The 23,575-nt window shown below is 39.5% G+C and carries 16 protein-coding genes and 1 pseudogene; 6 read left to right on the top strand and 11 right to left on the bottom strand.

Annotation, left to right across the window (positions count from 1 at the left end; all coding sequences use genetic code 11):
* Nucleotides 1–235 precede the first annotated feature (235 nt).
* The gene (murJ, locus tag RMZ42_RS08755; protein WP_322671049.1) at nucleotides 236–1,840 is read right to left on the bottom strand and encodes a murein biosynthesis integral membrane protein MurJ; all 1,605 of its coding nucleotides are present in this window, start codon (nucleotides 1,838–1,840) and stop codon (nucleotides 236–238) included.
* A gap of 762 nt (nucleotides 1,841–2,602) precedes the next feature.
* On the opposite strand from murJ, the gene RMZ42_RS08750 reads away from it, so the two are divergent.
* Entirely contained in the window at nucleotides 2,603–5,620 is a 3,018-nt protein-coding gene (locus RMZ42_RS08750; RefSeq protein WP_322671048.1) for a GAF domain-containing protein, read from the top strand.
* 213 nt (nucleotides 5,621–5,833) lie between these two features.
* Here the strand turns inward: RMZ42_RS08750 and RMZ42_RS08745 are convergent, their stop codons facing one another.
* The 3 genes from RMZ42_RS08745 to RMZ42_RS08735 all read right to left on the bottom strand — a co-directional run bounded on the left by RMZ42_RS08745 (nucleotide 5,834) and on the right by RMZ42_RS08735 (nucleotide 8,934).
* Complete coding sequence (locus RMZ42_RS08745; protein WP_322671047.1) at nucleotides 5,834–6,757, bottom strand: hypothetical protein; 924 nt, start codon at nucleotides 6,755–6,757, stop codon at nucleotides 5,834–5,836.
* 44 nt (nucleotides 6,758–6,801) lie between these two features.
* A complete protein-coding gene (locus RMZ42_RS08740) occupies nucleotides 6,802–7,308 on the bottom strand; it encodes a pentapeptide repeat-containing protein (protein WP_322671046.1) in 507 nt (168 codons plus the stop codon).
* A gap of 105 nt (nucleotides 7,309–7,413) precedes the next feature.
* On the bottom strand, nucleotides 7,414–8,934 hold the full coding sequence (locus RMZ42_RS08735) for an LCP family protein (protein WP_322671045.1): 1,521 nt from the start codon (nucleotides 8,932–8,934) through the stop codon (nucleotides 7,414–7,416).
* 115 nt (nucleotides 8,935–9,049) lie between these two features.
* Here RMZ42_RS08735 and RMZ42_RS08730 point away from each other — a divergent pair, with 115 nt between their 5' ends.
* The 5 genes and pseudogenes from RMZ42_RS08730 to RMZ42_RS08710 all read left to right on the top strand — a co-directional run.
* Nucleotides 9,050–10,114, top strand: a complete 1,065-nt coding sequence (locus RMZ42_RS08730) for a mannose-1-phosphate guanylyltransferase (protein WP_322671044.1) — start codon at nucleotides 9,050–9,052, stop codon at nucleotides 10,112–10,114.
* 78 nt (nucleotides 10,115–10,192) lie between these two features.
* Entirely contained in the window at nucleotides 10,193–10,489 is a 297-nt protein-coding gene (gene yidD, locus RMZ42_RS08725; RefSeq protein ID WP_322671043.1) for a membrane protein insertion efficiency factor YidD, read from the top strand.
* Between the two features lie 31 nt (nucleotides 10,490–10,520).
* Nucleotides 10,521–12,167, top strand: a complete 1,647-nt coding sequence (locus tag RMZ42_RS08720; protein ID WP_322671042.1) for an AarF/ABC1/UbiB kinase family protein — start codon at nucleotides 10,521–10,523, stop codon at nucleotides 12,165–12,167.
* Between the two features lie 429 nt (nucleotides 12,168–12,596).
* Nucleotides 12,597–12,911 (top strand): hypothetical protein, encoded by a 315-nt coding sequence (locus RMZ42_RS08715; RefSeq protein WP_322671041.1) that lies wholly within the window; start codon nucleotides 12,597–12,599, stop codon nucleotides 12,909–12,911.
* Nucleotides 12,889–12,990, top strand: a pseudogene (locus RMZ42_RS08710) (hypothetical protein); the annotation flags it as partial. The gene RMZ42_RS08715 and the pseudogene RMZ42_RS08710, both read left to right, overlap by 23 nt.
* A 63-nt stretch (nucleotides 12,991–13,053) precedes the next feature.
* Here RMZ42_RS08710 and RMZ42_RS08705 read toward each other — a convergent pair.
* The 7 genes from RMZ42_RS08705 to RMZ42_RS08675 all read right to left on the bottom strand — a co-directional run bounded on the left by RMZ42_RS08705 (nucleotide 13,054) and on the right by RMZ42_RS08675 (nucleotide 23,430).
* Nucleotides 13,054–13,923, bottom strand: a complete 870-nt coding sequence (locus RMZ42_RS08705) for an oxidoreductase (protein WP_322671040.1) — start codon at nucleotides 13,921–13,923, stop codon at nucleotides 13,054–13,056.
* A gap of 126 nt (nucleotides 13,924–14,049) precedes the next feature.
* Nucleotides 14,050–14,277 carry an MbtH family protein gene (locus tag RMZ42_RS08700; protein WP_322671039.1) on the bottom strand — a complete coding sequence of 76 codons (228 nt, stop codon included), beginning with the start codon at nucleotides 14,275–14,277 and terminating at the stop codon, nucleotides 14,050–14,052.
* A 190-nt stretch (nucleotides 14,278–14,467) separates the two neighbouring features.
* Nucleotides 14,468–15,844: an MATE family efflux transporter gene (locus RMZ42_RS08695; RefSeq protein ID WP_322671038.1), complete on the bottom strand. Its 1,377-nt coding sequence runs from the start codon at nucleotides 15,842–15,844 to the stop codon at nucleotides 14,468–14,470.
* Nucleotides 15,845–15,869: 25 nt separating this feature from the next.
* Nucleotides 15,870–16,898, bottom strand: coding sequence for a sucrase ferredoxin (locus RMZ42_RS08690; RefSeq protein ID WP_322671037.1), 1,029 nt, complete (start codon nucleotides 16,896–16,898; stop codon nucleotides 15,870–15,872).
* A 55-nt stretch (nucleotides 16,899–16,953) separates the two neighbouring features.
* Nucleotides 16,954–17,841, bottom strand: coding sequence for an SDR family NAD(P)-dependent oxidoreductase (locus RMZ42_RS08685; protein ID WP_322671036.1), 888 nt, complete (start codon nucleotides 17,839–17,841; stop codon nucleotides 16,954–16,956).
* 97 nt (nucleotides 17,842–17,938) lie between these two features.
* A complete protein-coding gene (locus tag RMZ42_RS08680; protein ID WP_322671035.1) occupies nucleotides 17,939–19,318 on the bottom strand; it encodes a cytochrome P450 in 1,380 nt (459 codons plus the stop codon).
* Complete coding sequence (locus RMZ42_RS08675; protein ID WP_322671034.1) at nucleotides 19,318–23,430, bottom strand: amino acid adenylation domain-containing protein; 4,113 nt, start codon at nucleotides 23,428–23,430, stop codon at nucleotides 19,318–19,320. Before RMZ42_RS08675 ends, RMZ42_RS08680 begins: the two co-directional genes overlap by 1 nt.
* Between the last annotated feature and the right edge of the window lie 145 nt (nucleotides 23,431–23,575).

The raw sequence follows: 23,575 nt of genomic DNA, 5'->3' as shown, positions 1-23,575 counted from the left end.
AGGTAAAATCAATGTTCTCTAGTACTAGAATCTCTTTTTTTACAAAATGTAACCTCACGCACCTGGTTCACCCAAGTGGCTGAATTATTTCTCACCCACCTGGGTGTAACAACTGAAATATTTAGATATAGCAAGGGACTGGGGACTGGTGACTGGGGATTGGGTGAAAAGTCTTGTTGTGTCTAAGTTTTATCATCTGTTAATGTCCTAACCACGTTGGCTTGTGCTATAACAGTTATTTCTTTAAAAAGCGCTGACGTAGACGAGAGATAAAAATATTTACTTCTGGTATTTTCAGCCAGGAAGCGATCGCCGCAAACACTGCAATCCCCACGAAGCCAGATATACACAATTGCAACACCAGAATCAGTAAACCCGTTTTACCTAACAACTGCTGAGAACCAACCAAAGTCCCATAGCTTGCTACCCCAGCTACCACGCTACCACCAGCCAAACCCAGAATCGGCAAACTCCACTCGCGCCAAGGTAAACCATTGAGTTTGCGATCGAGTAACCATAACAGCATTAACATTGAGCTACAATTTACACCCACTGTTGCTAATACCAAACCGGGAGCGCCAAAAGGTTTAACAAAAAACCAATCTAATAAAATATTAAGCAAGATGTTAAAAATACTGATGCGAAAAGGTGTCTGTCCATCGCCTAAAGCATAGAATACCCGCACCAAAACATCACGCCCCAAATAGACAAACATCCCAATTCCATAAGCTACTAGTAAGGATGAAACTAGCTGTGTGGCTTCTGGCTTGAAAGCACCGCGCTCATATACCACCTGTACAATGGGTACAGATAGCGCCACCATCAGCGCCCCTAGCGGTAGCATGGTAAAAGCAGTGAGTAGGAGTCCTTGGCGAATCCGTAATTTTAAATCCTGCCAATTTTCGGGGCCAGATAGTCTGGCAAATATCGGTAATAGAGGCAGTAAAATGATATTAGAAATAATCCCCAAAGGAGTTTGGACTAATAGATTGGCATAGTTAAATCCTGCCGCCGCACCAGGGATAGGACTAGCAAAATAAAGGTCAGTGGCAACATTAATTGGCATCATTCCAGAGGAAACTGTTGCCGGAGTCATGATTTTGATAACTTCTTGAACGCCTGGGGATTTAAAATCAAACCGCAGGCGTAATGTGCCTAATCCTAACCGCCACTGGACAATTAGCTGCACTACCCACTGGAGAATCGCTCCTGCTAAGGTTCCCCAAGCTAAGACCATTCCCCCGATTAAAGCGTACTCCGGTTTAATAATATTCTTGCCCAGTTGCATCGCCAAGATCGCAAGACCGCCAACAACGGTAATACTGGATAATAAAGGGCTAATGGAGAGTAACCAATATTGATTGGCTGTATTGAGAGTACCAAAGCCAATGCCAATTAAACCGGCAAATAAAGCCATCGGGGCCATAATGCGGAGTTGTTGAATAGCGATCGCTCTAGTCGTCGCCTCCAAACCATGACCGACTAAATCAACGATCGCATCCGCAAATAAAACTTGAGCCACTGTCACCAGCAACAGCACTCCACCTACCAGCGTTGTCACGGTTTCCACTAAAGGAGCCGCTTCTTCTCGCCGCCGCTTGGCTAAAACGCTGACGAGCGCACTGTGTAATGGCCCATTGACACCACCGAGTAAGATCAATAGAAAGCCAGGGATAATATAGGCATAACTATAGGCGGTAGCAGCAGCACCAACACCAAATGCGGCAGCGATCGCTTGCTGCCGCACTAAACCGAAGACTTTACTAATTAATGTGGCTGCGGCAACAATGCCAGCAATTCCAGCGAAAGAACGAGAGGGTTTTTGATCTTGTTGTGTCACGAATAATACCCGACAACTCTAGCAGAGTGCATACTTTAAAACATTTAACCTGAAATTCCGCAGTCTGTCAGGTAAATTTTGACAAATTAGTAATTTTAAATGCCTACGCCAACGGCAAAGGCAAAGTGATATCTACGGTAAATGCTCGCCTACGCTCAAAATTAAATTCCTGAATTGCTATAATACAGCGAATTACAAGTTAGTTAGATCGCGATTTCAAAGGGGTCAGACGGATTTTCTGATTTGCCTTGACAACACTAACTTAGTGACAGCCAAGCTTTAAGTTTGTAGTGAATATACCCAAATAAACTTTGCGCTCCTCTGTGTTTCAATTAAACCCTCAATTGACGACGAATTTACACAATTGCGTACTTAGTTATCTCCTCTATTGTGTACAAGCCAAAATTATTTTTTAATCCATTACAAGGATAGATCGAGAAAGGGGAACTATAACAATAACCATCTTCTGGGAAATAGTTGAACTAAGGATTGGGGATTGGAGACTAGAGACTGGATATCGGGCGAGATTTGAATCCCAAACAAATCTTACTCATATTTTATTCCCTAGTACCCAGTACTCAGTCCCAAAGCGCCCATTCGTCCCTACCCCAACAAGTTGCTATCCATCTGAAATTGGTGAATCCTGGACGCGGCCAGTTGAAGACTGTAAAACTTTGCAGTTTGTCATATTTTTGACACTTGTTAACCCCATGAAGTTTGGTGTGAGGAACCCTTGTATAAAAAACAAAATAATCCAGAGCAATGGAACCCAATTCAAATTTCACAGAAAATCAACTTCTTTTATCAAGCGCTCAACTTCAAGAGCAACTAGAGCAACAAAAAGCTCTGGCGAGTGTCATTGTCCGAATTCGGGAATCTCTTGACTTAGAAACAATTTTTCAAACGACTGTTAAACAAGTGCGTCAGTTACTAAATGCCGACCGAGTAGCAGTCTTCCAGTTCGACCGCGAACAAAACTGGCAGGGAGAATTTGTTTCTGAAGATGTTGCAACTGGCTGGAACTCAGCAATGGCAATAAAAGTTTATGATCACTGCTTTGGAGAACAATTTGCTTCTAGTTATCAACAAGGTAAAGTGCAAGCAGTAGCAGATATTTACAATGCGGGACTGAGTGATTGTCATCTGGAAATTTTGAGCAAATTTCAGGTGCAGGCTAACCTCGTTGTCCCTCTATCGCGGAAGAAGGAACTGTGGGGATTGCTTTGCATTCATCAGTGCAGTGAGACTCGTGAATGGAAAGAATCGGAAATTGAGTTTATTCGTCAAATTGCTGACCATCTTATTGTTGCGATTCAACAAGCAAAGCATCTTCATGAAGTCAAATTGCAAGCTGCAAAATTGGCTCAAGCAGTTCAGCGCGACCAAGTAATAGCTAAAATTGTCGATGAAATTCGCTCACCCCTTGATATTGAAATTATCTTTAAAACCACAACTCAAGAAATACGCAAGCTGTTGCAAGCTGACCGAGTTGCCATCTTTAGCTTCAATCCTGATTGGAGTGGTAACTTTGTTGCTGAATCATTTGCTGAAGGTTGGACTCCTTTAGTTGGTCTTCTGTCTGCGATCGCTGATAGTTATTTACAACAGACGCAAGGCGGGCGTTACGTTAACAACCAGACTTTTATAGTTAATGATATTTACCAAGCCGAATTAACAAACTGTCATGTAACTCTGTTGGAGCAATTTCAGGCAAAAGCCTTTGCTACTGCCCCGATTCTCCAAGGAGATCAACTTTGGGGAATCATCGCTGCCTATCAAAATGCCTCACCCAGAGAGTGGCAATCTTATGAAGTCGAATCACTGAGCAAAATCGGCACACAAATTGGTGTCGCAGTGCGACATCATAAGTTGCTGGCATACGCTCAGTACCAAGCAGAGCAACAAAAAACATTAACTAGTGTAATTACTCGAATTCGAGAGTCTCTAGATTTAGATACAATCTTCCAAACTACTGTCACTGAGGCCCGGCAAATGCTGCAAGCAGACCGAGTGGCAGTCTTTCGTTTTGACCCGCAAAAAGATTGGGAAGGAGAATTTATTTCTGAAGATTTTGTGCCTGAGTGTAACTCGGTAATGGCAGAAAAAGTTTATGACTATTGTTTCGGAGAAAACTTTGCACCCCTTTACGCCCAAGGTCGAGTAAATGCGATCGCTGACATTTATCAAGGAAAGTTCCCCGGTTGCTACGTCCAAATTTTAGAAAAATTTCAAGTGCGGGCAAATATGGTCGCACCTCTATTGAAAAAAGGTGAACTTTGGGGATTGCTGTGTATTCACCAATGCACTGCTCCTCGCTACTGGCAACCCTCTGAAGTTGAATTTGCTAGTCAAATCGCCGAGCAATTAGGAGTTGCATTAAAACAGGATTCTTATTTAAAGCAAGTTCAAATGCAGGTTGTCCAGTTAGCAGAAGCCACTGAACGCGAAAAAGCAATGGAACGCCAAGAACTACTGGCTGCAACTATTGATAAAATCCGCCAGTCACTCGATATTAAAACTATTTTTAGAACTACTACTCACGCTGTGCGAGAGTTACTCGAAGTTGAGCGAATTGCAATCTACCGTTTCAACCCGGATTGGAGCGGTAAATTTGTAGCAGATTCCTTTAAAGATGGTTGGAAACCAGTTGCACAAACCCAACCAACGATTATAGAAACTTTTGAGGATACAGACGACGATAACGAACTTCCGCGTAACGAAACCTTTGTGCCGATTCGCGAAGGTGAAAAATTATGGGGATTATTAGTTGCTTATCAAAATTCGCAACCACGTTATTGGAAAGAAGAGGAAATTAATTTACTGGCTCAAGTTGGGGTGCAATTAGGAATTGCGATTCAGCAAGCAGAATTACTCGAACAAACTAAACGTCAAACCTTAGAACTTACTCAGACTCTGCAAGAATTAAAACAAACTCAGACCAGGTTAATTCAGGGTGAAAAAATGGCAGGATTAGGACAACTACTTGCTGGAGTTGCCCATGAAATCAACAATCCTATCAGTTTTATTTTTGGCAATCTTATCCATTTAAGTGAATATACTCAAGAACTGCTCAAGGTAGTGAATCTTTACCGTCAACACTCTTCAATATTGCCAACTATCCAAGAGCAAATCAACAAGAGTGATTTGGACTTTATCATCGAAGATTTACCGAAAACCCTTGAGTCTATGAAAGTAGGAACAGAGCGGATTTGTGATATTGTGCTATCACTGCGAAACTTCTCTCGTACAGATGAGGCTGAATTAAAGCCAGTAGATATTCATGAAGGGTTGGATAGTACTTTGTTAATTTTAGGGCATCGCCTCAAAAATAATAACGATCGCCCAGCAATTGAGATTGTTAAACAATATGATAGTTTACCTTTGCTCGAATGCTATCCCGCGCAATTAAATCAAGTGTTTATGAATCTTTTGAGTAACAGTGTTGATGCATTAGAGGAAAAGTTTAACACTATACAGCAGAGGTATTTGAAATTATTACAAACGTGTCCGAGAATACCTTTGACTATCTGGATTAATACGCAATTAATTAATAACCAGGTTGTAATCAGAATAGCTGATAATGGTCTGGGGATTCCAGAAGAGGTGCGATCGCATATATTCGATCCCTTCTTCACTACCAAAGCACCAGGTAAAGGTACGGGGTTAGGATTGTCTATTAGCCATCAAATAGTAGTCGAGAAACATCATGGTCAGATGAAATGTTCCTCTAAATCAGGAGAAGGAACAGAGTTTTTAATTGAAATTCCCATTGATAATTAGAGGCTACTGATTTTTGACAGTTTCAGTCAATTTTAAATAGGGGAGCCAGGATAAGTAGAGGTGTCCTCCGTTCCCCGAAGGCATCATAACAGACTAATATACCAACACCTGAATCAATATAATAATTTATTTTCTTTAGAGTTTAAAATCATTTTTTGGGATGCAATCGCAGAGTTGCTCTTGAGAAAGCGGCAGAATTGGTATAAATAGGTACTAATTTGCAGCGAGAAAACTTTTGATCATCTTAACCATTTCTTGTTTCTCTTCAAACCCAGAACTATAGCAGCCACTTAAAGATACCTTTTCACCAGATATTAACGTTAAGCTAACTCGATAAACAAAGCCATCTTCGCTAGAAGAGCTTTCAACTTTAATCTCGACAATTTCATTCAACGAGTAGAGAAAAACTGCTTTTCCCAATGTCCCAAACCATCGATAGCGACTGAGAGTTAAACTATTTGATTCTTTATCAAAATTACAGTTGATAAATGAACCTGTTGCTATAATCAGTAAACCTAATAAAAACCAAAATAGGGTTATTCCAATTGCACCATAAAGGATTATGGTGTCATCTTGCGTAACTAGTAAACTTTTTTCTAAAGGTTGTGCTAAAAAATTCTTAATTTTTAATATTATAAACTCTGCTTCTTCAGAAGAATAATCACTGTAAGTAATTCGTCTAAATGGAATACTCTCTTTATTAGTCAATAACTGAACTTGATATTCATATATATTTTTTCCCTCTTTATCGGTTTTAGTTTGTTTTTCTAAACGAGTTTCAGTTAATCCAGAAATTTGTTTTTCGCTTTTTTGATGACCGATAAAATCAAACTCTGTCAGTTGACATATAATTGTTGATGATTTTTGTTGAATAATGGAACTTTCTAAATTTTGCGGAACACGGTCACATTTAAGTTGTGTAACTGGTATCATCACAAAAATAGCAAATAAGTAAATTATTCCTACTTGTCCAATAAATAACCCAGTAAATCGAAGCAACTTCGGTTGAATAGTAAAATTAAGTTTATTTTGTGTTTGCTCATGGATTTTTAGATTTTTACCTTTGTGAAAATACCAAAATAAAAGCAAATTTGTAATTAATAATACATAATCTAATAAATAAGCTTTATTTTCCATATTCCGATAAAATATCTCTATTTTATGCTCAACGCCGAGATTCTTTACCTACAACCCAAACTGTCTCGCGTTGACATACCCGTAACCGGATTTACCCCATCGGCTCTTTCACACAGCAGCGACACTTGATAACGGTCAATTAAAGCATCGGTAAAATCAGCACCAGTGACATCAGCATCATAAAAGCGGCTACGGGTCAAAGTGGCTTCAGTAAAGATGGCATTTTTCAGGTTAGCACCATCCATAGTCGCGCGATCTACTAAAGCACCGCTCAAGTTCGCATCTTCCAAATTTGCCTTTAATAAAACTCCTTTAGTCAGAATTGCGTTGGTTAAATTCGCTCCTTGAAAATTTGTCCCCCGCATTTCTGCTGCGACAAAAGTTACCCCTGCCAAATCAGTATGAGAAAAGTCACGATTTTCTAAATTTATATTGTTGTAATTGATTGTGTTTATCTGAGCAAAAGCCGGTTTGGGATTAAGTATTATCCACCCAAAGGCTAGTAGCAAAATTACAATCAAACCCAAAAAGCGCAGTAAAATCTTTTTCATAACTTTATTATTTTTCAGTAGTCCGTTGTCATTAGTCCTTTGTCCTTTGTTAGTTAACAATGACTAATGACTAATGACTAATGACTAATGATTAATGATTCTTGCCTATTTCCAATCTTTACCAATGCGGATTGTCAGATCGGATTCTAAATCACCAATGGCAGAGACCTCGATTTGACCCAAGCCTAAGACTTTTTGCAAATCAACCCCAACTCGTCGGTTGCCTTTTTGGACAATAATCTGAGTTTGACGTTGGGTATCCGGCCAATCAGGCACTTTGTAAATATTATTAAAGCCTTTCTGTTTAAGATAAGCAATAACTTTTTCAGTTAGCTGAGGTTGATTTGAAGCATTTTGAATAGCAATTTTGAGGTTAGGAACCTGACGCATATCTGGCTTTAGACCAGGTACATTGACCCCAACATAATCATTCAACAGGCTCTGTTGTCCAGTCATATTCAGCCAATAGCTATCGGGGTCTTTGCTAAAGCGGCTAAAGGTACCAGGCAACACAGTCATTTGGAAATTATCGCGATCTAGGTTAAGTCCGAAATTGACCAACGCCATCATTTCTTCCATCTTCAGGTTGGTATCAAAATATTTTCGCATTAGGCGAGTCAATTGAGGCAACCTGGGTAAGATGGTGGGACTATTTAAGCGTTGCAGCAGGGCACCTGTTAGTGCTTGCTGACGCTGCACTCTCGGTAAATCTCCCAGACCTGGTTCGCGGAATCGGGCAAACTGTTCTGCTTGTTCGCCATTAAGGGTTTGCCAGCCACTGACTAAATTAATCGACAGCCGACTGCTGGAGTCTTTATATTCCATTGATTGGGGAACAAAGACTTCTACTCCGCCTAACTGATCGACTAACTGCCGTAAGCCGCTGGTAGAAATACGGATGTAACGATCGATTGGGGCATTATTTAAGGTACGGCTAACTACCCGTGCTGCTAAGACTGGGCCGCCTTTGGCATTGGCATCAGATACCTTAGTTAATCCCTTTTCTCCCTTTTCGGGGATGGCGATCATTGTATCTCTGGGAATGGAAAGTACTCTTACAGATTTTTCACTAGGGTTAAGTCGTACCAGCAGCATGGAGTCGCTTTTGCCTGCAAAGCTTTCTGGTGAGCCATCAACGGTACCGCTGACTGGTTCAATCCCCATGATTAAAATATTCATCGGACGTGAAAGCTTGTACTGGGAGAGTTTGCCCCATAACTCCCCTGGTAATGGGATTTTTACTTCGTCTTTAGCAGCAGTTCCTAAATCGTCATCTGTTCGATCTAGATTGCTCCATAAAGGAGTCCACAGCGCTAATGTTGACACCAGCAGCCCAGATAAGATGATGCCAATGACAACCGTCATAAACCATAACAGCCATCGAGGCATGGTTAAGCCCAGTCTCTCAGAAAGCTGATTGGGAAATGCGCCCACAGATTCGATGACGCTACGGTTCGGATTCGCTGGCTGGTTTAGTTCAACCTGCTCCTCCTCTGAGTCGGCTACAGGTGCTGGCGCTACTTGATTTTCTGTCCGTTGAAGTTGCGACGATCGCACGTCACTTTCAAACTCTACTACTTGCTGAGACGTAACCGGATTTTCCGACCATTCGACTTGTTTTATCACAATTATCTCCCCACTCAACCACTCCCTAAAAGTATGTTAATCCAAGCTACAAATATTGCCAGTGGAAAAGCTCACTGTAAACTTGTAATGTTCTTCGGTAGGCGTGTATGACAACATGAATACTTTATTGTTCCCCGTAATCCTAGCTGGTGGTAAAGGTGAACGTTTTTGGCCCCTAAGCCGCAAAGACCGACCCAAGCAATTTTTAAGTCTTGATGGTAGCTCTAGAAGTCTATTACAAGCAACCGCCGATCGATTGATTGAACTCGGTGGCGGGTGGGATTTCTTGTGGGTGATCACTTCTAGTCAGATAGCTGAAGGCGTAAGACAACAACTACCCGATCTACCAGTTGAAAACTTACTGATTGAGTCGGAAGGCAGAGACACAGCCGCCGCCGTTGCTTGGACAAGTTTAGAAATCAAACAGCGCTATGGTGAAGACGCTGTGATTGGCTTTTTCCCTGCTGACCACTGGATTGCTGACCAAGAGGCGTTTGCACGCACATTAAATGCAGCTACGCAACTGGCAACAAGCACAGCAGCGATCGTTACACTGGGGATCAAGCCTACTTTTCCATCAACCGGTTACGGCTACATTGAACAAGGTGAAAAAATAGGTAGCTTTAATGAGTTGCCAGCTTATCACGTGAACCGCTTTACTGAAAAGCCCGACCGAGAAACGGCAGAGACTTTTTTATCTACGGGACGTTTTAGCTGGAATAGTGGAATGTTCGTTTTTCGGGCAGGGGTTGTTCTCAAGGAACTACATACCCATGCTCCAGAAATTATCGAACCTTTAGAACAACATGGCCCTGATATCTATCCCCAGTTGCCTAAGAAGAGTATAGACTATGCGTTAATGGAAAAGACAACTCTAGCATACGTTTTGCCAGTTGATTTTGGTTGGGATGATTTAGGAGATTGGAATGCGATCGAACGCTTACTGAAAACGGAAGAGACTCCCAATGTGGAACTTGCTACTCACGTAGGTATAGATACGCAAGGGGCGATTATTTACGCCTCAAATCCAGAAGATGTAGTTGTTACTATTGGTTTAGAGGATGTGGTGATTGTGCGCGATCGCAATGTCACCCTCGTTGTCAAAAAAGAACGTACCCAGGAAATCAAGCAGATCCTTAAAATTATCCAAAGCGATTCCCGATTTACCGACCTGCTATAAAAGTTAGAACCCTTGGCAGAGGCGAAAAAGTCTGTTTTCCCATTATAACTTGACAGTCTGTTATTTTATCTGACAGTTATGGACATTATTAGCTTTGAGCCTCTGGCCAAGACAATGGCAATCGATTCTATTACTGCCTATCAAAAATACATTTCTCCGTCTAAAGGATTTTCTTGTTCCCATCGCTTATTACACGGCGGGGATTCTTGCTCTAGTTACGTCAAACGGATGCTGAACGAACAGAAGCTCCACCAAGCCGTACAATCATCCATCAAAAGATTTCAAGACTGTGCTGCAGCTAGCAAAACTTTAACAAGCACCAAAACTAGAGCTGATTTCGGTTGTATTGTCATCCCCTGCTGTCTACCTCTTTAACTCCTCTGCATCCTTGCAGTTTTTTACAAAAATGTTCCTCACCCAAACTGTTCCCCGTCAACGAGAAATCCTGGAAGTCTTCCTTCGCAATGGCTGGGACTATATGCGAAGGTTACTTACTGGTGGCAAAGCTGATGAACCCCAGCTGCCGACACCTGCGGTTTTAAAAAATATTCTGGTAGACTTGGGGCCAGTTTACGTCAAACTTGGCCAGTTAATGTCTACCCGCCCCGACTTACTGAGTGCCTCCTATATTGAGGAATTGTCAACTCTACAAGATGAAGTACCGCCAGTTCCTTGGTCAGAGATAGAAATAATCCTCCGCAAAGAATTAAAACGTCCATTAGCAGAAACCTTCAGCACAGTTAACCCGATCCCCGTAGCAGCAGGATCGATTGCCCAGACACATCGAGCTACACTAGCAGACGGTCGAGAAGTCGCTCTCAAAGTGCAACGTCCGGGAATCGATCTGACTATTGCTCAAGATATTGCTTTAATTCAAGGTATTGCCGATTTAGTGGCGCGGACTGATTTTGGGCAAACCTACGAAATCAAATCCATCGCCGAAGAATTTACCAAAGCCTTAGAAGCTGAATTGGATTTTACACGCGAAGCGGGTTTTACAGACCAACTGCGGCGCAATTTATCTAAAAGTCGCTGGTACGATCCCACACAAATAGTGGTTGCGGAAATTAACTGGGAATTGACCACAGCAAAATTACTGGTAATGGAATGGCTCGATGGAGTACCGTTCCTGGCGGCGGATTTGGATAATGACCCTAATGTTAAAGACTCTGCCGAAAAGCGTAAAGAAATAACTACTTTGTTATTTCGGGTATTTTTCCAGCAACTATATATTGATGGCTTTTTCCACGCCGATCCCCATCCAGGAAACTTGTTTTATCTCAAAGATGGGCGTGTCGCTCTTTTAGATTGTGGCATGGTGGGAAGACTCGATCCCCGGACACAGCAGATATTAACAGAGATGCTGTTAGCGATCGTTGATTTAGATGCTCAAAGGTGCGCTCAGTTAACTTTACAGCTATCAGATTCTGCTCAACCAGTGATTTTGTCGCGGTTAGAAAATGATTACGATCGCATGTTGCGAAAGTATCACAATGTCAGCCTCACGCAAATAAACTTCAGTCAGATAATTTATGAAGTTTTACAAGTTGCCCGCAACAATAAAATTAGGTTGCCTAGTAATATGGGTTTGTATGCCAAAACCCTAGCAAATTTAGAAGGGGTAGCGCGGACATTCAATCCAGAGCTTAATTTTTTTGATGAAGTTAAACCATTAATTACAGACTTGTTTCGTCGGCAATTACTGGGCGATAATCCAGTGCGATCGCTATTACGGACAGCCTTAGATATTAAAAGTCTATCTCTCCAATCTCCCCGCCAAATCGAACTATTATTAGACCGAGTTACCTCAGAAACCTTACAGTGGAATCTATCACTGCGGGGTTTAGATGGTGTACGGCGCACTATGGACGATGCCGCTAACCGACTATCTTTTAGTATTTTAGTGGGTTCGCTGATTATGGGTGCGGCAATTATTTCCACCAGAGCGCAAACAACTCAGCTATCTTTTTTAAGCACCATCCTGTTTGCAGTCGCTAGTTTATTGGGTTTGTGGTTAATTATTAGTACATTGCGATCGGGGCGTTTACGGTAAAATCATTTTGAATTTTAGACTTTGAATTGAAGGAAAAATCTAAAATTCAAAATTTAATGACCGACATTCCTTGATGGTACAAGCCCCTAGATTCATTTATGGAGTTAATCTAAAATCTAAAATCTAAAATTCCCAAGCCCCTAGATTTATCTATGAGGTCAATCCAAAATCCAAAACTTGTACTGAGCGAAGTCGAAGTATCTAAAATCCAAAATTGTCTGACTCATACCGTTTGGATTTTCAACGAAGGAACAGCGATCGCTAAATAGACAACCAACAGGCAAAGCTTCTGGACTGGGTTGGCTATCAGGAACTGGGATAAAATCGATTGAGGAAGCGATCGCTATTAATGCCAAAGATGCCCCAAAGCGATCGCCAATTACCTCTGATACCAGCTGGTTGTAAGTTAGAAAGCATCAGTTAAAAAACTTGAGTCATCGACTTAGTACCCATTCTGACAGCCAAATTGTACTTCATCTTGATGAAAAGTTTAGCATCGAATGTTTGCAACATTTGCGGGGTGAATTCGCATTTATCTTGTGGCATGAAGCGAGGCAGGTTTTATTTAACGTGAGTTCGATGAACCTCTCCCGGACAACCTCCCTCTCCCACGGGGAAAGAGAAGAGCAACGAGAAATTAGGGTTTTGGCTCCCCTCTCCGACACGGAGAGGGGTTGGGGGAGAGGTCAAAAAAGGGCTTGTCGAACTCACGTTATTTACTGCCTGCGATCGCTTCAGTATTAAGCCACTTTTCTATACAACGGTCGGTAACACGCTTTATTTGTCGTCAGAAGTCAAAGCGCTATTTGGCGCAGACGTTTAGCTTGTCAAAAGTATTACTTATTATCTAAATTTTTGACCGTCTGATTAACCGCGAAAAATAGTACTATTTGGTTACTAGAACCTCATCAAATGCAGTATTTACAGATACTTCGCTCCAAGCATCTAATTCTCCTTTCATAAACTCTAATGCACGATCGATAATCTCTACTGCATCTGCTCCCAAGGCTAATCTCTGTGGTGGATTATCACTATCAACCACTTGAATCATTGCTAAAGCAGCTTTTTTGGGATCGCCTGGTTGTTTACCATGATCGTCTAACATCTCTTGACGACTGTTATTAACCAATTCCTTATAGTCATCTATTTGACTATCATTGGCAACAAAAGAACGTTTAATAAAATCTGTTTTAAAACTGCCAGGTTCAACTGCTGTAACTTTTATACCAAACGGTGCAACTTCGTAAGCTAATGAACCGGAAATACCTTCTAGTGCCAGTTTACTACTGCCGTAAAATCCACCAGTTGGTTCTGCCATAAAGCAAGCTGTTGATGAAATATTCAGGATATGCCCACTACGTTGCTTTCGCATATAAGGTAGTACTGCTCGAAGCGTTTCTAAAACACCAAAGAAGTTGGTTTCAAATTGATAGCGAACTTCCTCATCACTAATTTCTTCAACTACCCCTCCAATTTTATATCCAGCATTATTAACAAGTACATCAATGCGTCCAAACTCGGCAATTGCCTGTTTCACTGCTTCCTGTACCTCTTCGGGTTTCGTGACATCAAGTTGCAGCGCTAATGTCCGATCCGGAAAGCTTGCTGCTAAATCTTCTATCTGTTGTGGATTCCGTGCCGTTAGCACCACAATCTCACCTCGCTCAAGCACTGTTTCTGCTAATGCTCGACCTAAGCCACTTGAGGTTCCAGTGATAAACCATACTCGTGTCTCTTGAACTGAGGATACTACCATAGAATTCTCCATTTATAACAAGCGTTACTAAGCTAAAAGAAATTGAATTGCAGCATAAAAATGCATATCTCTTGTGGAGTGGACATACAAAATCCACCCAGATGCACAATTGAAACGCACATTTGCTTACTGGATGTTGCCAGATGTTTCCTGCATCTTCTTGCGGAGACTAAGTGGTCTCATATCAGTCCAGACTTCTTTGATGTAATCCAGACATTCTTGCTTCAAACCTTTTTTTCCAACATCTTTCCAACCAACAGCGTTTTCGCGATCGGATGCCCAAATGGAATACTGTTCTTCATGATTCACTACCACTTTGTAAATTGTTGTGTCTTCTTTTTCGTCTTGATACATAATTAACCTCGTGACATTTAATTAAATATGCTTTGTAATTTGGTACTAATTTCGGGTATTAGTCTTAATAAGATTTACGCTTAAATTTCCCGATCATACTAGTAATATATCTCAGTCTTATTTGCTCTTAAAAACAACTCATTATACATATTTTTCTGTAGACTATTCTCTCTTTTATGATTCCTGTATTTTACGATTTGCTTGCTTCAAGTTGAAGTGAACTTAAAGATTTAAATTCCAAAATTGTTAATATTAATACAATTAACATAAATAAAACATCTGCCAAAAGCATTCCATAATATATGCCTCTTACCCCTGATATTTTTGAAAAGAATAATATCATGGGTATTGTTAAAATTATACTTTTTAACAAAATTACTACTAATACAGTTTTGCCTTTGCCTATAGATAGAAAAAGAGTATTGCTAAAATGTGCTAAAGGCCATATAGGTATTGATATTGTGAGAATTATAAAATTTAACAGGTCATCTTTTGTAAAATTAATTCCCGGTAGAATTATACCCAAAAATTTACTTGGGATTAATTGTAAAGGCAACCAAATTAATATTGACAAAAGAGTTCCAATAATTGCAAAAGTTAAATATGCTTTTTTTATCCTGCCATAATTTTGTGCGCCATAATTCATGCCAATTATAGGTTGTAATGCTTGGGCAAAACCAATGATGGGAATAAAGACAAATAAAGATACATTTGCTGTTGCTCCAAAGAAAGCAATATCACTATTTGTTCCGTAGTAAGAAATTAAATTAAAAATCACCAAATCTTGAATCAACAATGTCAATGGATAAAATAATTCTGATATCCCTATGAAGAATATTGCACGTAGTAAATCTCTAGCGATCGCAATTTTTTTAAAATTAACTGGAATAGAACTTTTACCAGATATAAAATAACCTAAATTGACAACGCTATAAACAATCATCGCTATAAATGTTGCAAAAGCAATACCTTGAGTTCCCCAATTAAATACACTAATAAATATATAATTTAAGGAAATGTTAACGATAACAAACAGCCAGTCAAATATTGTGGTTAACCTAATTTTTCCCTCTGATTTTATAACACGGCTACAAGCTTCTCCTACTATCAGAAATAATGAGCCTAGTATATAAATTTTAAAATATTTTGTGCCTTCTAAAGCAACTTCACCGCTTCCTCCTATTAATACAATTAATTCTTTACCAAAGCTGTAACCAAAAATTGTGATAAAAAATGATATTGCAACACTCATCACAATTAGATTACTAAATATTTTGGACTGAGTTTTGATATCTCCAGCACCTATAGCTCGACTAAGAACAGAAGCAGAACCTACCCCAACTAACAGAGCAAATCCATTGATAATACTTGTAAATGGTAGTGCAAGTGAAATACCCGCCAAAGCAGTTTCACCAATGAATCGTCCTGCAAATAAAGCATCAATAAAAGTGTTTAAACTAAGCATCAATATCCCCAAAGTACTGGGAATTGATAACTTAAACATCAACTGAACAAGATTACCTTGAAGAATTTCATTTGTAATTTGGGATTGTTTTTGTAAAGTCATTTTTTAGTTTTTGGATGATTTCTGTTTACTCAACCTTAACCAAACGGCTAACGCGATATTGTCTCACTGCTTCTAACTCCATCTCTTTTGCTGAGTTAAATGCACTCATGACCTCACCACAGACTTCTATTCTGGCTTCATAGGCACCTGATGTACTACCATCTGGAACTACAAAATCAATACGAACTTCTGCCCAGTCAGCATTCTGTCCTTCAGCTACTTCTTCCATCGCCAGAACTTTACCTGCTTTCAAGTAATCTAACCAGTTCCAACCAGACTGCATCCAAATTTCGCGTTCAACACTTTGCTCAAATTCGCTCAAACCAGTCCATCCTCGGTAGTATTGACGCAAACCAGAAACTGAACCGTTTCGCTGCACTAATAAATCCAATACATCTGGCTGTAAGTGCCCCCATAAGCAGCCTTGGGGTAAATCAACTAAGGTAGGAGCAAACTGATGACCACCAAAGTGAGTTGTTTGCCAAACTCTTAACTTTCCATTAGAAGTAGGAGCATATTCTTTACGTAATCGTCGATAGATAGGAGTCCCAAATCTGCCACAAGCAAGGTCAACTTGAGCATGGGTGCAAACCATGAGTTCACGAATGTGACTTGTTTGTTGTATATATTGCTGAAATTCTGATAAATTATTGGGTTGTTGCATTAACTGCTTGAATATTGCTGTCACCAAAGCAGCCGCTTTGCTTTCTGGAACAACAAATTCCTGTTTCTCAAACTGAGAAAAAAGCTTTGCAGGACGGTAGTAGTAAAACACGCGGGTAAAGCCAGGATGAGAATACTCGCCATCAGGAGCAATTAGCATTGGTTTCAACTTGATTCCATGCTTAAAAATTAACTCTTCAAATAAACTCACCAATGGCTTAATAGTTGGATTTTCTTGAAATATTTCTTGCGGCCAAGGTTGTGGAACTTCCATAATCAACCAATGCTCACAAGTACCTGCTGTCCCAATTGGATCTTCTCCATTAGCTTGAGAAACCAAAGAGCAAAAACGACAGTCACTTGTAAGAAGTTGGTGAGTATGTTTTGACATATTTCCTATCTCTGTTCTAGTTATTATTCAAAAAGAATAAAATAATGATAAATTGCTAATCCAATCCCATTCCTTTTTGCATATCCTTATAAAAATTGTCATAAAAATATTGATGCGGCACCAATCTTTTATATAAGGCATATAGCCTAAGTTCCCATGATGATTGGGTGACAAAATATTGTCTTTTAGGTTTCCTAGCTTCCAAAGCCTCCAAAATCGTATTTGTCACTTTTTCAGGTGGTAAACCTGTGCTGCGATTGTCCTCTACTGCTCCTTGCATATATATTTTGTAATTCTTGCCATATATAGCTTTAGCTTCAGGTGACATATTAGCTAATATTTCCTGGTAACTAGCTTCTACTTTGTCAGCCTGTTCTGGAGTTACGATTCCCCCTGGTAAGATGGAAATAACCTCAATTCCACTAGAAGATAATTCCATTCTTAAAGAATCTGTAATTGCCTCGATCGCAAATTTTGAAGCAGATAAAAGACTTCTATAAGGTAGAGCTAATCTGCCACAAATTCCACTAATATAGATAATTCGACCTTTGGCTTGTCGGATCTTTGGTAAAAATGCTTGTGTAACTGCAATTTGTCCGACAACATTTACTTCAAAATTCCATCTAATGTCATCTATGGGAATACATTCTAGTGGCCCATCTACAGCTACAACGGCGTTATTAATTAATGCAAATAAACCATCATCACCAACCGCCAGTGAGACAAATTCCGCAGCAGATTTAATTTCTTCCGCTTTGCTTATGTCCATAATAATGGGTGTTAAATTACCAGATGCAGCCTGTTTTAGTGAATGTGCATCTTTCTCTGTACGGACTCCTGCAAAAATGCGATACCCTTGCTTGGCCAATGAAAGCGCAGTTACTCGGCCTAAACCTGTGGATGTTCCTGTGATGACAACTGTGCCTTTATTACTCTGATTCATATCTATTTACTCCAAAACAAAATGTATTTTTATACTTGAAAAGGTTATATTTAGAAATATGACCTATATCAACTGAATAGAAAACTAAATTCAAGGGCTAAACCAAGTCAGAAATCAGTGACTGTGACTTTCCTTGATACTGACGCCGATTACGCATGACCATTCTTACTCCACTTGCAGGAGAACAAATCAAACCTGCAAATTTAGGACGTTCTGGGCGCTGATCGATCAACTCTAATTGATAGCGTGAAAGAATAGTTGCTAATATAAGTTTCATTTCAAATAGAGCAAAACTCGCGCCAATACACACACGAGAACCGCCACCAAATGGCAGAAATTCATAAGGAGAAAATTGTTTTTCTAAAAAGCGCTCTGGCTGAAATTCTTTTGGTTTAGGATATAAATCATCACGCTGATGGGTCGAATAAATATTGCCAAGAAGTATTGTACCGGGATGCAGTTTGTAGCCCATTAACTCAATTGGAGATTCTACCAACCTGGGAAATGTAAACAATTGGGTTGGGTAAATTCGTAAAACTTCGTTACAAACAGCACTTAAATAAGGGAGTGTAACAATGCTCATGGGGTCTGGATTCTGACCAAGACTATCAAGTTCTTCTAGTAGTTGCTCCCGAACATTTGTTAAGCGGTGAATCCAGTATAAAGCCCAACTAATGGCAGTTCCCGAAGCATCACCAGCTGCAAATATAGGCGATAATAAAAGGTCACGCACCTCTTCATCGCTTAAAGTTTCACCTGTTTCATCACAAGCAAATATCAAATCGCCAAGTATATCAGTGCGTAAAATATCTGCTTGCTGGCGACGTTCTTTAACCTCAGTAGATAACAATTGAAAAAGTTCTTGCCGGAGGTGAAGGAGATATCCCTGGGGACTCCATTTACCTAAATCTTTTTCTTGGAAAATATTACTAATAATCTTAGCTATAAGAGATTGTCTATCGAGTTTAAGCAAAGACGCAAATAAATGCTTAATTTTGTTGTAGCGCTCTCCTTCATACAAACCGATTACCCGCTCTATACCAACTTGAAAAGTAATATCTTCAATGATTGGGTATGCAATAAAAGCTTTTCCAACCACTTGTTTACTCATCATCTTTTCCGTGAGTTCGCAGATACCTCGGCCACACGCTTGCATCCGCGCTCCATGAAAAGCTTGCATTAGGAGCTTACGCCGATTTTTATGAACTAAACCATCAAGTTGCAGAACTCCTTGATTTCCGGTTATGAAGGCGAAATCTTGGTTTAATACACCGCTAGCTGTAATTTCCTTAGTATTTGTAAAAATCTCTTTTATCCCTGAAGGATTGCTGATGTAAACAATTGGTGTAGAGCCAGACATTATAGTAACGATATCACCATAACGTTGGGAAATAGTATCCAAATAACCAAAGGGATTAATCTCAAATTGCAGACCTAGCAACCATAAGGGGATTTTCGGCCCTGGGGGTAGTTTCATTAGTCTTTTTTACTCCCATTATTTATGACATTGCACACAGCACGATCGATACAATTTCTCAGATGTTTAGCTAATTTTTGAATATGAGGCTCAACGAAAATCGAGAAATGATCGCCAGGAACTTCAATGACTTGAATAGGTAGACTAGAATATTTACCCCAACCTAATAATGGGTCATCAGTATTCCATTCTGGATTATCAAAGTCATGAATAATCTCTTCGTTAGCTCGAAATAGAGTTATGGGATGAGGATAAAGTCGTGGGACATAATCTCGCATAGCTTGAACATCAGCTTTAAAAAGTTTGTAATAGCTGATGAAATCTTTAATTTCTGTATCACTAAAGATGAAGTTTGCTTTTTTATTAATCAAATTAAGTTGCTCATTTAGTGGCAAAACTCTAAGTTCCTCAAAAGGAATCGAAAAATCTATATTATTATCAGTTTTTATGGATTCAGCCATCCGAAGTAAAAATTTTGCATCGTCATCCTTTGTAGATTCAATGCGTGTTTCTAAAAGAATGGCATCGATAACAACTAGCAAATCTACTGCTTCACCCTGTCTTTGCAATTGCTGCGCCATTTCAAAAGCAAGTACACCACCGTAACAATGACCGCCTAAAAGATAAGGGCCATTTGGCTGTACTTTACGAATTTGTTGGAGGTATTTATTTGCTGTTTCTTCTAGTGAGAGAATTTCAGGTTTTTCTTGATTAGGGGTATGTTCCAAGGCATAAAATGGATAGTCTTCACCAAGCCTTCTGGACAAATTAAAATAGTTATTAATACCTCCACCTGCGCCATGCATACAAAAGAAAGGTGTCTTGGAACCAGAAGAGTTAATTACTACAAGAGGAGAATTATAAATTTCGTGCGATCGCTGACTGACAATAAGAGCTAGTTTCTCAATTGTGGGATTTTCAAAAAGAGTAGATAGGGTAAGATTATGCCCAAATTTGTCTTGAATTTGAGCCATTAAGCGTACAGCTAAAAATGAATGGCCACCTAATTCAAAGAAATTATTTGTCACTCCAATGAGGTTAGTCTTTAGTAGATTTTCCCACAATTTTACTAATGACAACTCTGTAAAATTCCGAGGGGGGATGAAGGAATTTGTAATATTTGGTCGGATAAATTCATTTGTGGAAAAAGAACGCTTGTCTACTTTGCCATTAGGTGTAAGTGGAAAAGTATTTAATACCACAAAGCTGGATGGGAGCATATAATTAGGCAATTTTTGTTGCAAGTAAGGCAACAGTTGTGCAGCTATATCCTGATTTTGGGTGACGACATAAGCAATCAAAATTTGACTTTCTTGAGTATCGTTGCTAAGAATGACAACCGATTCTTTTACATCTGGATGTTCTGTAATAGCTGTAGAAATTTCGCCTAATTCGACTCGAAAACCTCTGATTTTTACTTGTTCATCGTGGCGACCCCAATATTCAATATTGCCATCATTGAGATAACGCACTAAGTCACCAGTTTTATAAAGTTTATTTCCTAGAACAAAGGGGTTATCGATAAATTTTTCAGCGGTTAATTCCAGGCGATGTAAGTATCCCTTCGCTAATCCGTCGCCACCAATATAAAGTTCGCCAACAACTCCTACAGGGGTTAGTTGTAAATTGCGATCCAATACATAGACTTGAGTATTATCAATAGGACGACCGATAGGTACACTGTTTGCTTGGTCTGATAATAAACTGGTGTCGTAGTAAGTGGCGTTTGCAGAAACTTCCGATGAACCGTAAAGGTTGATTAGTCTTGCAAATGGTATTAATTCTCGGAAACTTTTAGCTAAGTTAACAGATAATGCTTCTCCACTAGTTATCCAGAGTTTTAATTGTGATAATTTATTGGTTAGATGATGGTAATTATCTAGCAGTAAACGCAGGAGTGAGGGTACAAGTATAATACGGGTAACTTTGTGATGCGCTAAAGCTTCTATAAATAACTGTGGATCTAGTAGAGTTGCATTATTAATAATTACTATGGGAATTCCCTGAAGTAAAGGAGCAAAAATTTCCCAAACAGAATCTACAAAACTAATAGCTGTTTTCTGACAACAAACTTCTTCTGGATTGAAAGGATAAGTTTTCCATAGCCAGTGTAAGCCATTTACTGTCCCACGATGATTGCCAAGAACGCCTTTAGGAGTTCCAGTTGAGCCAGAAGTATAGATAATATAGGCAAGATTATCAGATGAGGAGATGTTAATGGGATTTTCTTGACTTTCTCGAGCAATTTCGTCTTTTTGAATATCTAGATAAACGATTTTAGGCGAAGATAATGATAGTTTTTCGACAATTTTATGATGGGTAATTAATATTGATGCTTGAGAATCAGAGAGCATAAAATTTAGACGCTCAACTGGATAACTCGGATCGAGGGGAATATATGCACCGCCAGCTTTAAGGATTGCTAAAATTCCCGTCACCATGTCTATAGAACGTTCTAGGCATAAAGCAACAAATGTTTCTTTTGTTACACCCTGTTTTTGTAAATAATATGCAAGCTGATTAACTGTATGGTTAAGTTGACGATAGGTAATTTTTTCTGACTGGCTAATTAATGCCACAGAGTCAGGTGTTAGTTCAACTTGCTGCTCAAATAATTGATGGAGACATACATCTTGATAGTCTGCACAAGTTTGATTAAATTTTAGTAATAATTGTTCTTGTTCATCAGTACTTAATAGTGATAATTCACAAATGCGTTCCTCTGGATTAGCGAGTATATTTTCTAATAAAGTCTGGAAGTGATTAATAAATTGGGTAATTCTTGTTGAATCAAAAATATCTGTATTGTATTCTAAACACCCTGTTAAGCCTTCTCGCGATTCAGATATCGATAAGAAAATATCTATTTGAGCAGTACCACTCTCAAACTCTAAAGCACGCAAGGTTAATCCAGATACTTCCTGTACAGATGTTGGAGTATTTTGCAGCACAAACATGACTTCATAAAGTGGATTTCGGCTTAAGTCTCGTTCGGGTTGCAATTCTTCTACAAGCATCTCAAAAGGCAAATCTTGATGTGCATAAGCATCGAGAGTCACCTCACGGACTCGACGGAGAAGTTCGCAAAAACTGGGATTACCACTGAGGTCATTACGCAATACTAAAGTATTAACAAACAGACCTAACATACCTTCTAATTCGGCTCGATTGCGGTTGGCAATTGGAGAACCAATCACAATATCTTCTTGGTCTGTGTAGCGGTATAATAATACATTAAATGCTGCCAGCAAACTCATAAATAAAGTGGCATCTTCTCGCTGGCTTAATTGCCTAAGTGCATCAGTCAGTTCTGCTGAGAATGTAAAGTATTGTTTGGCACCAGCAAAAGTTGTGACGCTAGGTCGCGGACGGTCTGTGGGTAATTGTAGTACAGGCAGATCACCGCTTAGTTGCTGCTTCCAATAATTTAATTTGGTCGTGAGGAATTCACCTTGGGTGCGATCGCGTTGCCAAATTGCAAAGTCCGCATACTGAATCGGGAGTTCAGGTAAAGCAGAAAGCTGATTTGTAGACAAAGCTGCATACAGAGTTGACAACTCCCGCAGGAACACGCCACAAGACCATCCATCTGTAATGATGTGGTGCATGGTTACAAGCAAAACGTATTCTTCTTCACTCAAGCTTAGTAAAGTTGCTCTGACTAAAAGTCCTTTCGCTAAATTAAAAGGTTTTGTTACTTCCTCGGCTATAAGTTTCTTTACTTCCCCTTCCCAATCTTTACCAAATAAATGCTCAAGATTAATAATAGGTAAATCCCAAGTTAACTTTGGTGCAATTTCCTGTACTGGCTCTCCATTGACAAGTGTAAAATTTGTGCGCCAAATTTCGTGACGCTTGAGAATTTCATTCAGACTTTGCTGAAGCGCTGTAATATTTAGTTGTCCTTTTATATGGAAAGCAATGGGAATATTATAGAAAGAGCTACCGTGGTAAAGTTGGTCGATAAACCATAGTCTTTGTTGAGAGAAAGATAAAGGAATATTTTTAGATATTTGACGTTTGGGAATAGTATCAGCTTGAAATTTTCCTCCCTTCCATTTTTCTAGAAGGGCTTTTTTGGCAGGTGATAAATTAGAGTGATGTTTATCCATTGCTAATATGTCATCAAAAGTTACTAATTACTATACGTGTTTTTAACTTATATAAAGTAGAAATATCGCTTAATATAATTTTTCCTCCAAAAAGTTTCTATTTAGATTAACTATAAACTCTATGGAGAAGCGGCAATTATTAAGC

Origin of the sequence: Nostoc sp. DedQUE05, from assembly GCF_034530955.1 — a bacterium.
Taxonomy (GTDB): domain Bacteria; phylum Cyanobacteriota; class Cyanobacteriia; order Cyanobacteriales; family Nostocaceae; genus Nostoc.
This window is presented reverse-complemented; position numbering and strand designations above follow the sequence as displayed.

Excerpts from the sequence above, each read along its gene's own strand:
- RMZ42_RS08750 (WP_322671048.1), top strand. The coding sequence starts at position 2,603 with ATGGAACCCAATTCAAATTTCACAGAAAATCAACTTCTTTTATCAAGC.
- RMZ42_RS08745 (WP_322671047.1), bottom strand. The coding sequence starts at position 6,757 with ATGGAAAATAAAGCTTATTTATTAGATTATGTATTATTAATTACAAAT.
- RMZ42_RS08740 (WP_322671046.1), bottom strand. The coding sequence starts at position 7,308 with ATGAAAAAGATTTTACTGCGCTTTTTGGGTTTGATTGTAATTTTGCTA.
- RMZ42_RS08730 (WP_322671044.1), top strand. The coding sequence starts at position 9,050 with ATGAATACTTTATTGTTCCCCGTAATCCTAGCTGGTGGTAAAGGTGAA.
- yidD (WP_322671043.1), top strand. The coding sequence starts at position 10,193 with ATGGACATTATTAGCTTTGAGCCTCTGGCCAAGACAATGGCAATCGAT.
- RMZ42_RS08720 (WP_322671042.1), top strand. The coding sequence starts at position 10,521 with ATGTTCCTCACCCAAACTGTTCCCCGTCAACGAGAAATCCTGGAAGTC.
- RMZ42_RS08705 (WP_322671040.1), bottom strand. The coding sequence starts at position 13,923 with ATGGTAGTATCCTCAGTTCAAGAGACACGAGTATGGTTTATCACTGGA.
- RMZ42_RS08700 (WP_322671039.1), bottom strand. The coding sequence starts at position 14,277 with ATGTATCAAGACGAAAAAGAAGACACAACAATTTACAAAGTGGTAGTG.
- RMZ42_RS08695 (WP_322671038.1), bottom strand. The coding sequence starts at position 15,844 with ATGACTTTACAAAAACAATCCCAAATTACAAATGAAATTCTTCAAGGT.
- RMZ42_RS08690 (WP_322671037.1), bottom strand. The coding sequence starts at position 16,898 with ATGTCAAAACATACTCACCAACTTCTTACAAGTGACTGTCGTTTTTGC.
- RMZ42_RS08685 (WP_322671036.1), bottom strand. The coding sequence starts at position 17,841 with ATGAATCAGAGTAATAAAGGCACAGTTGTCATCACAGGAACATCCACA.
- RMZ42_RS08680 (WP_322671035.1), bottom strand. The coding sequence starts at position 19,318 with ATGAAACTACCCCCAGGGCCGAAAATCCCCTTATGGTTGCTAGGTCTG.
- RMZ42_RS08675 (WP_322671034.1), bottom strand. The coding sequence starts at position 23,430 with ATGGATAAACATCACTCTAATTTATCACCTGCCAAAAAAGCCCTTCTA.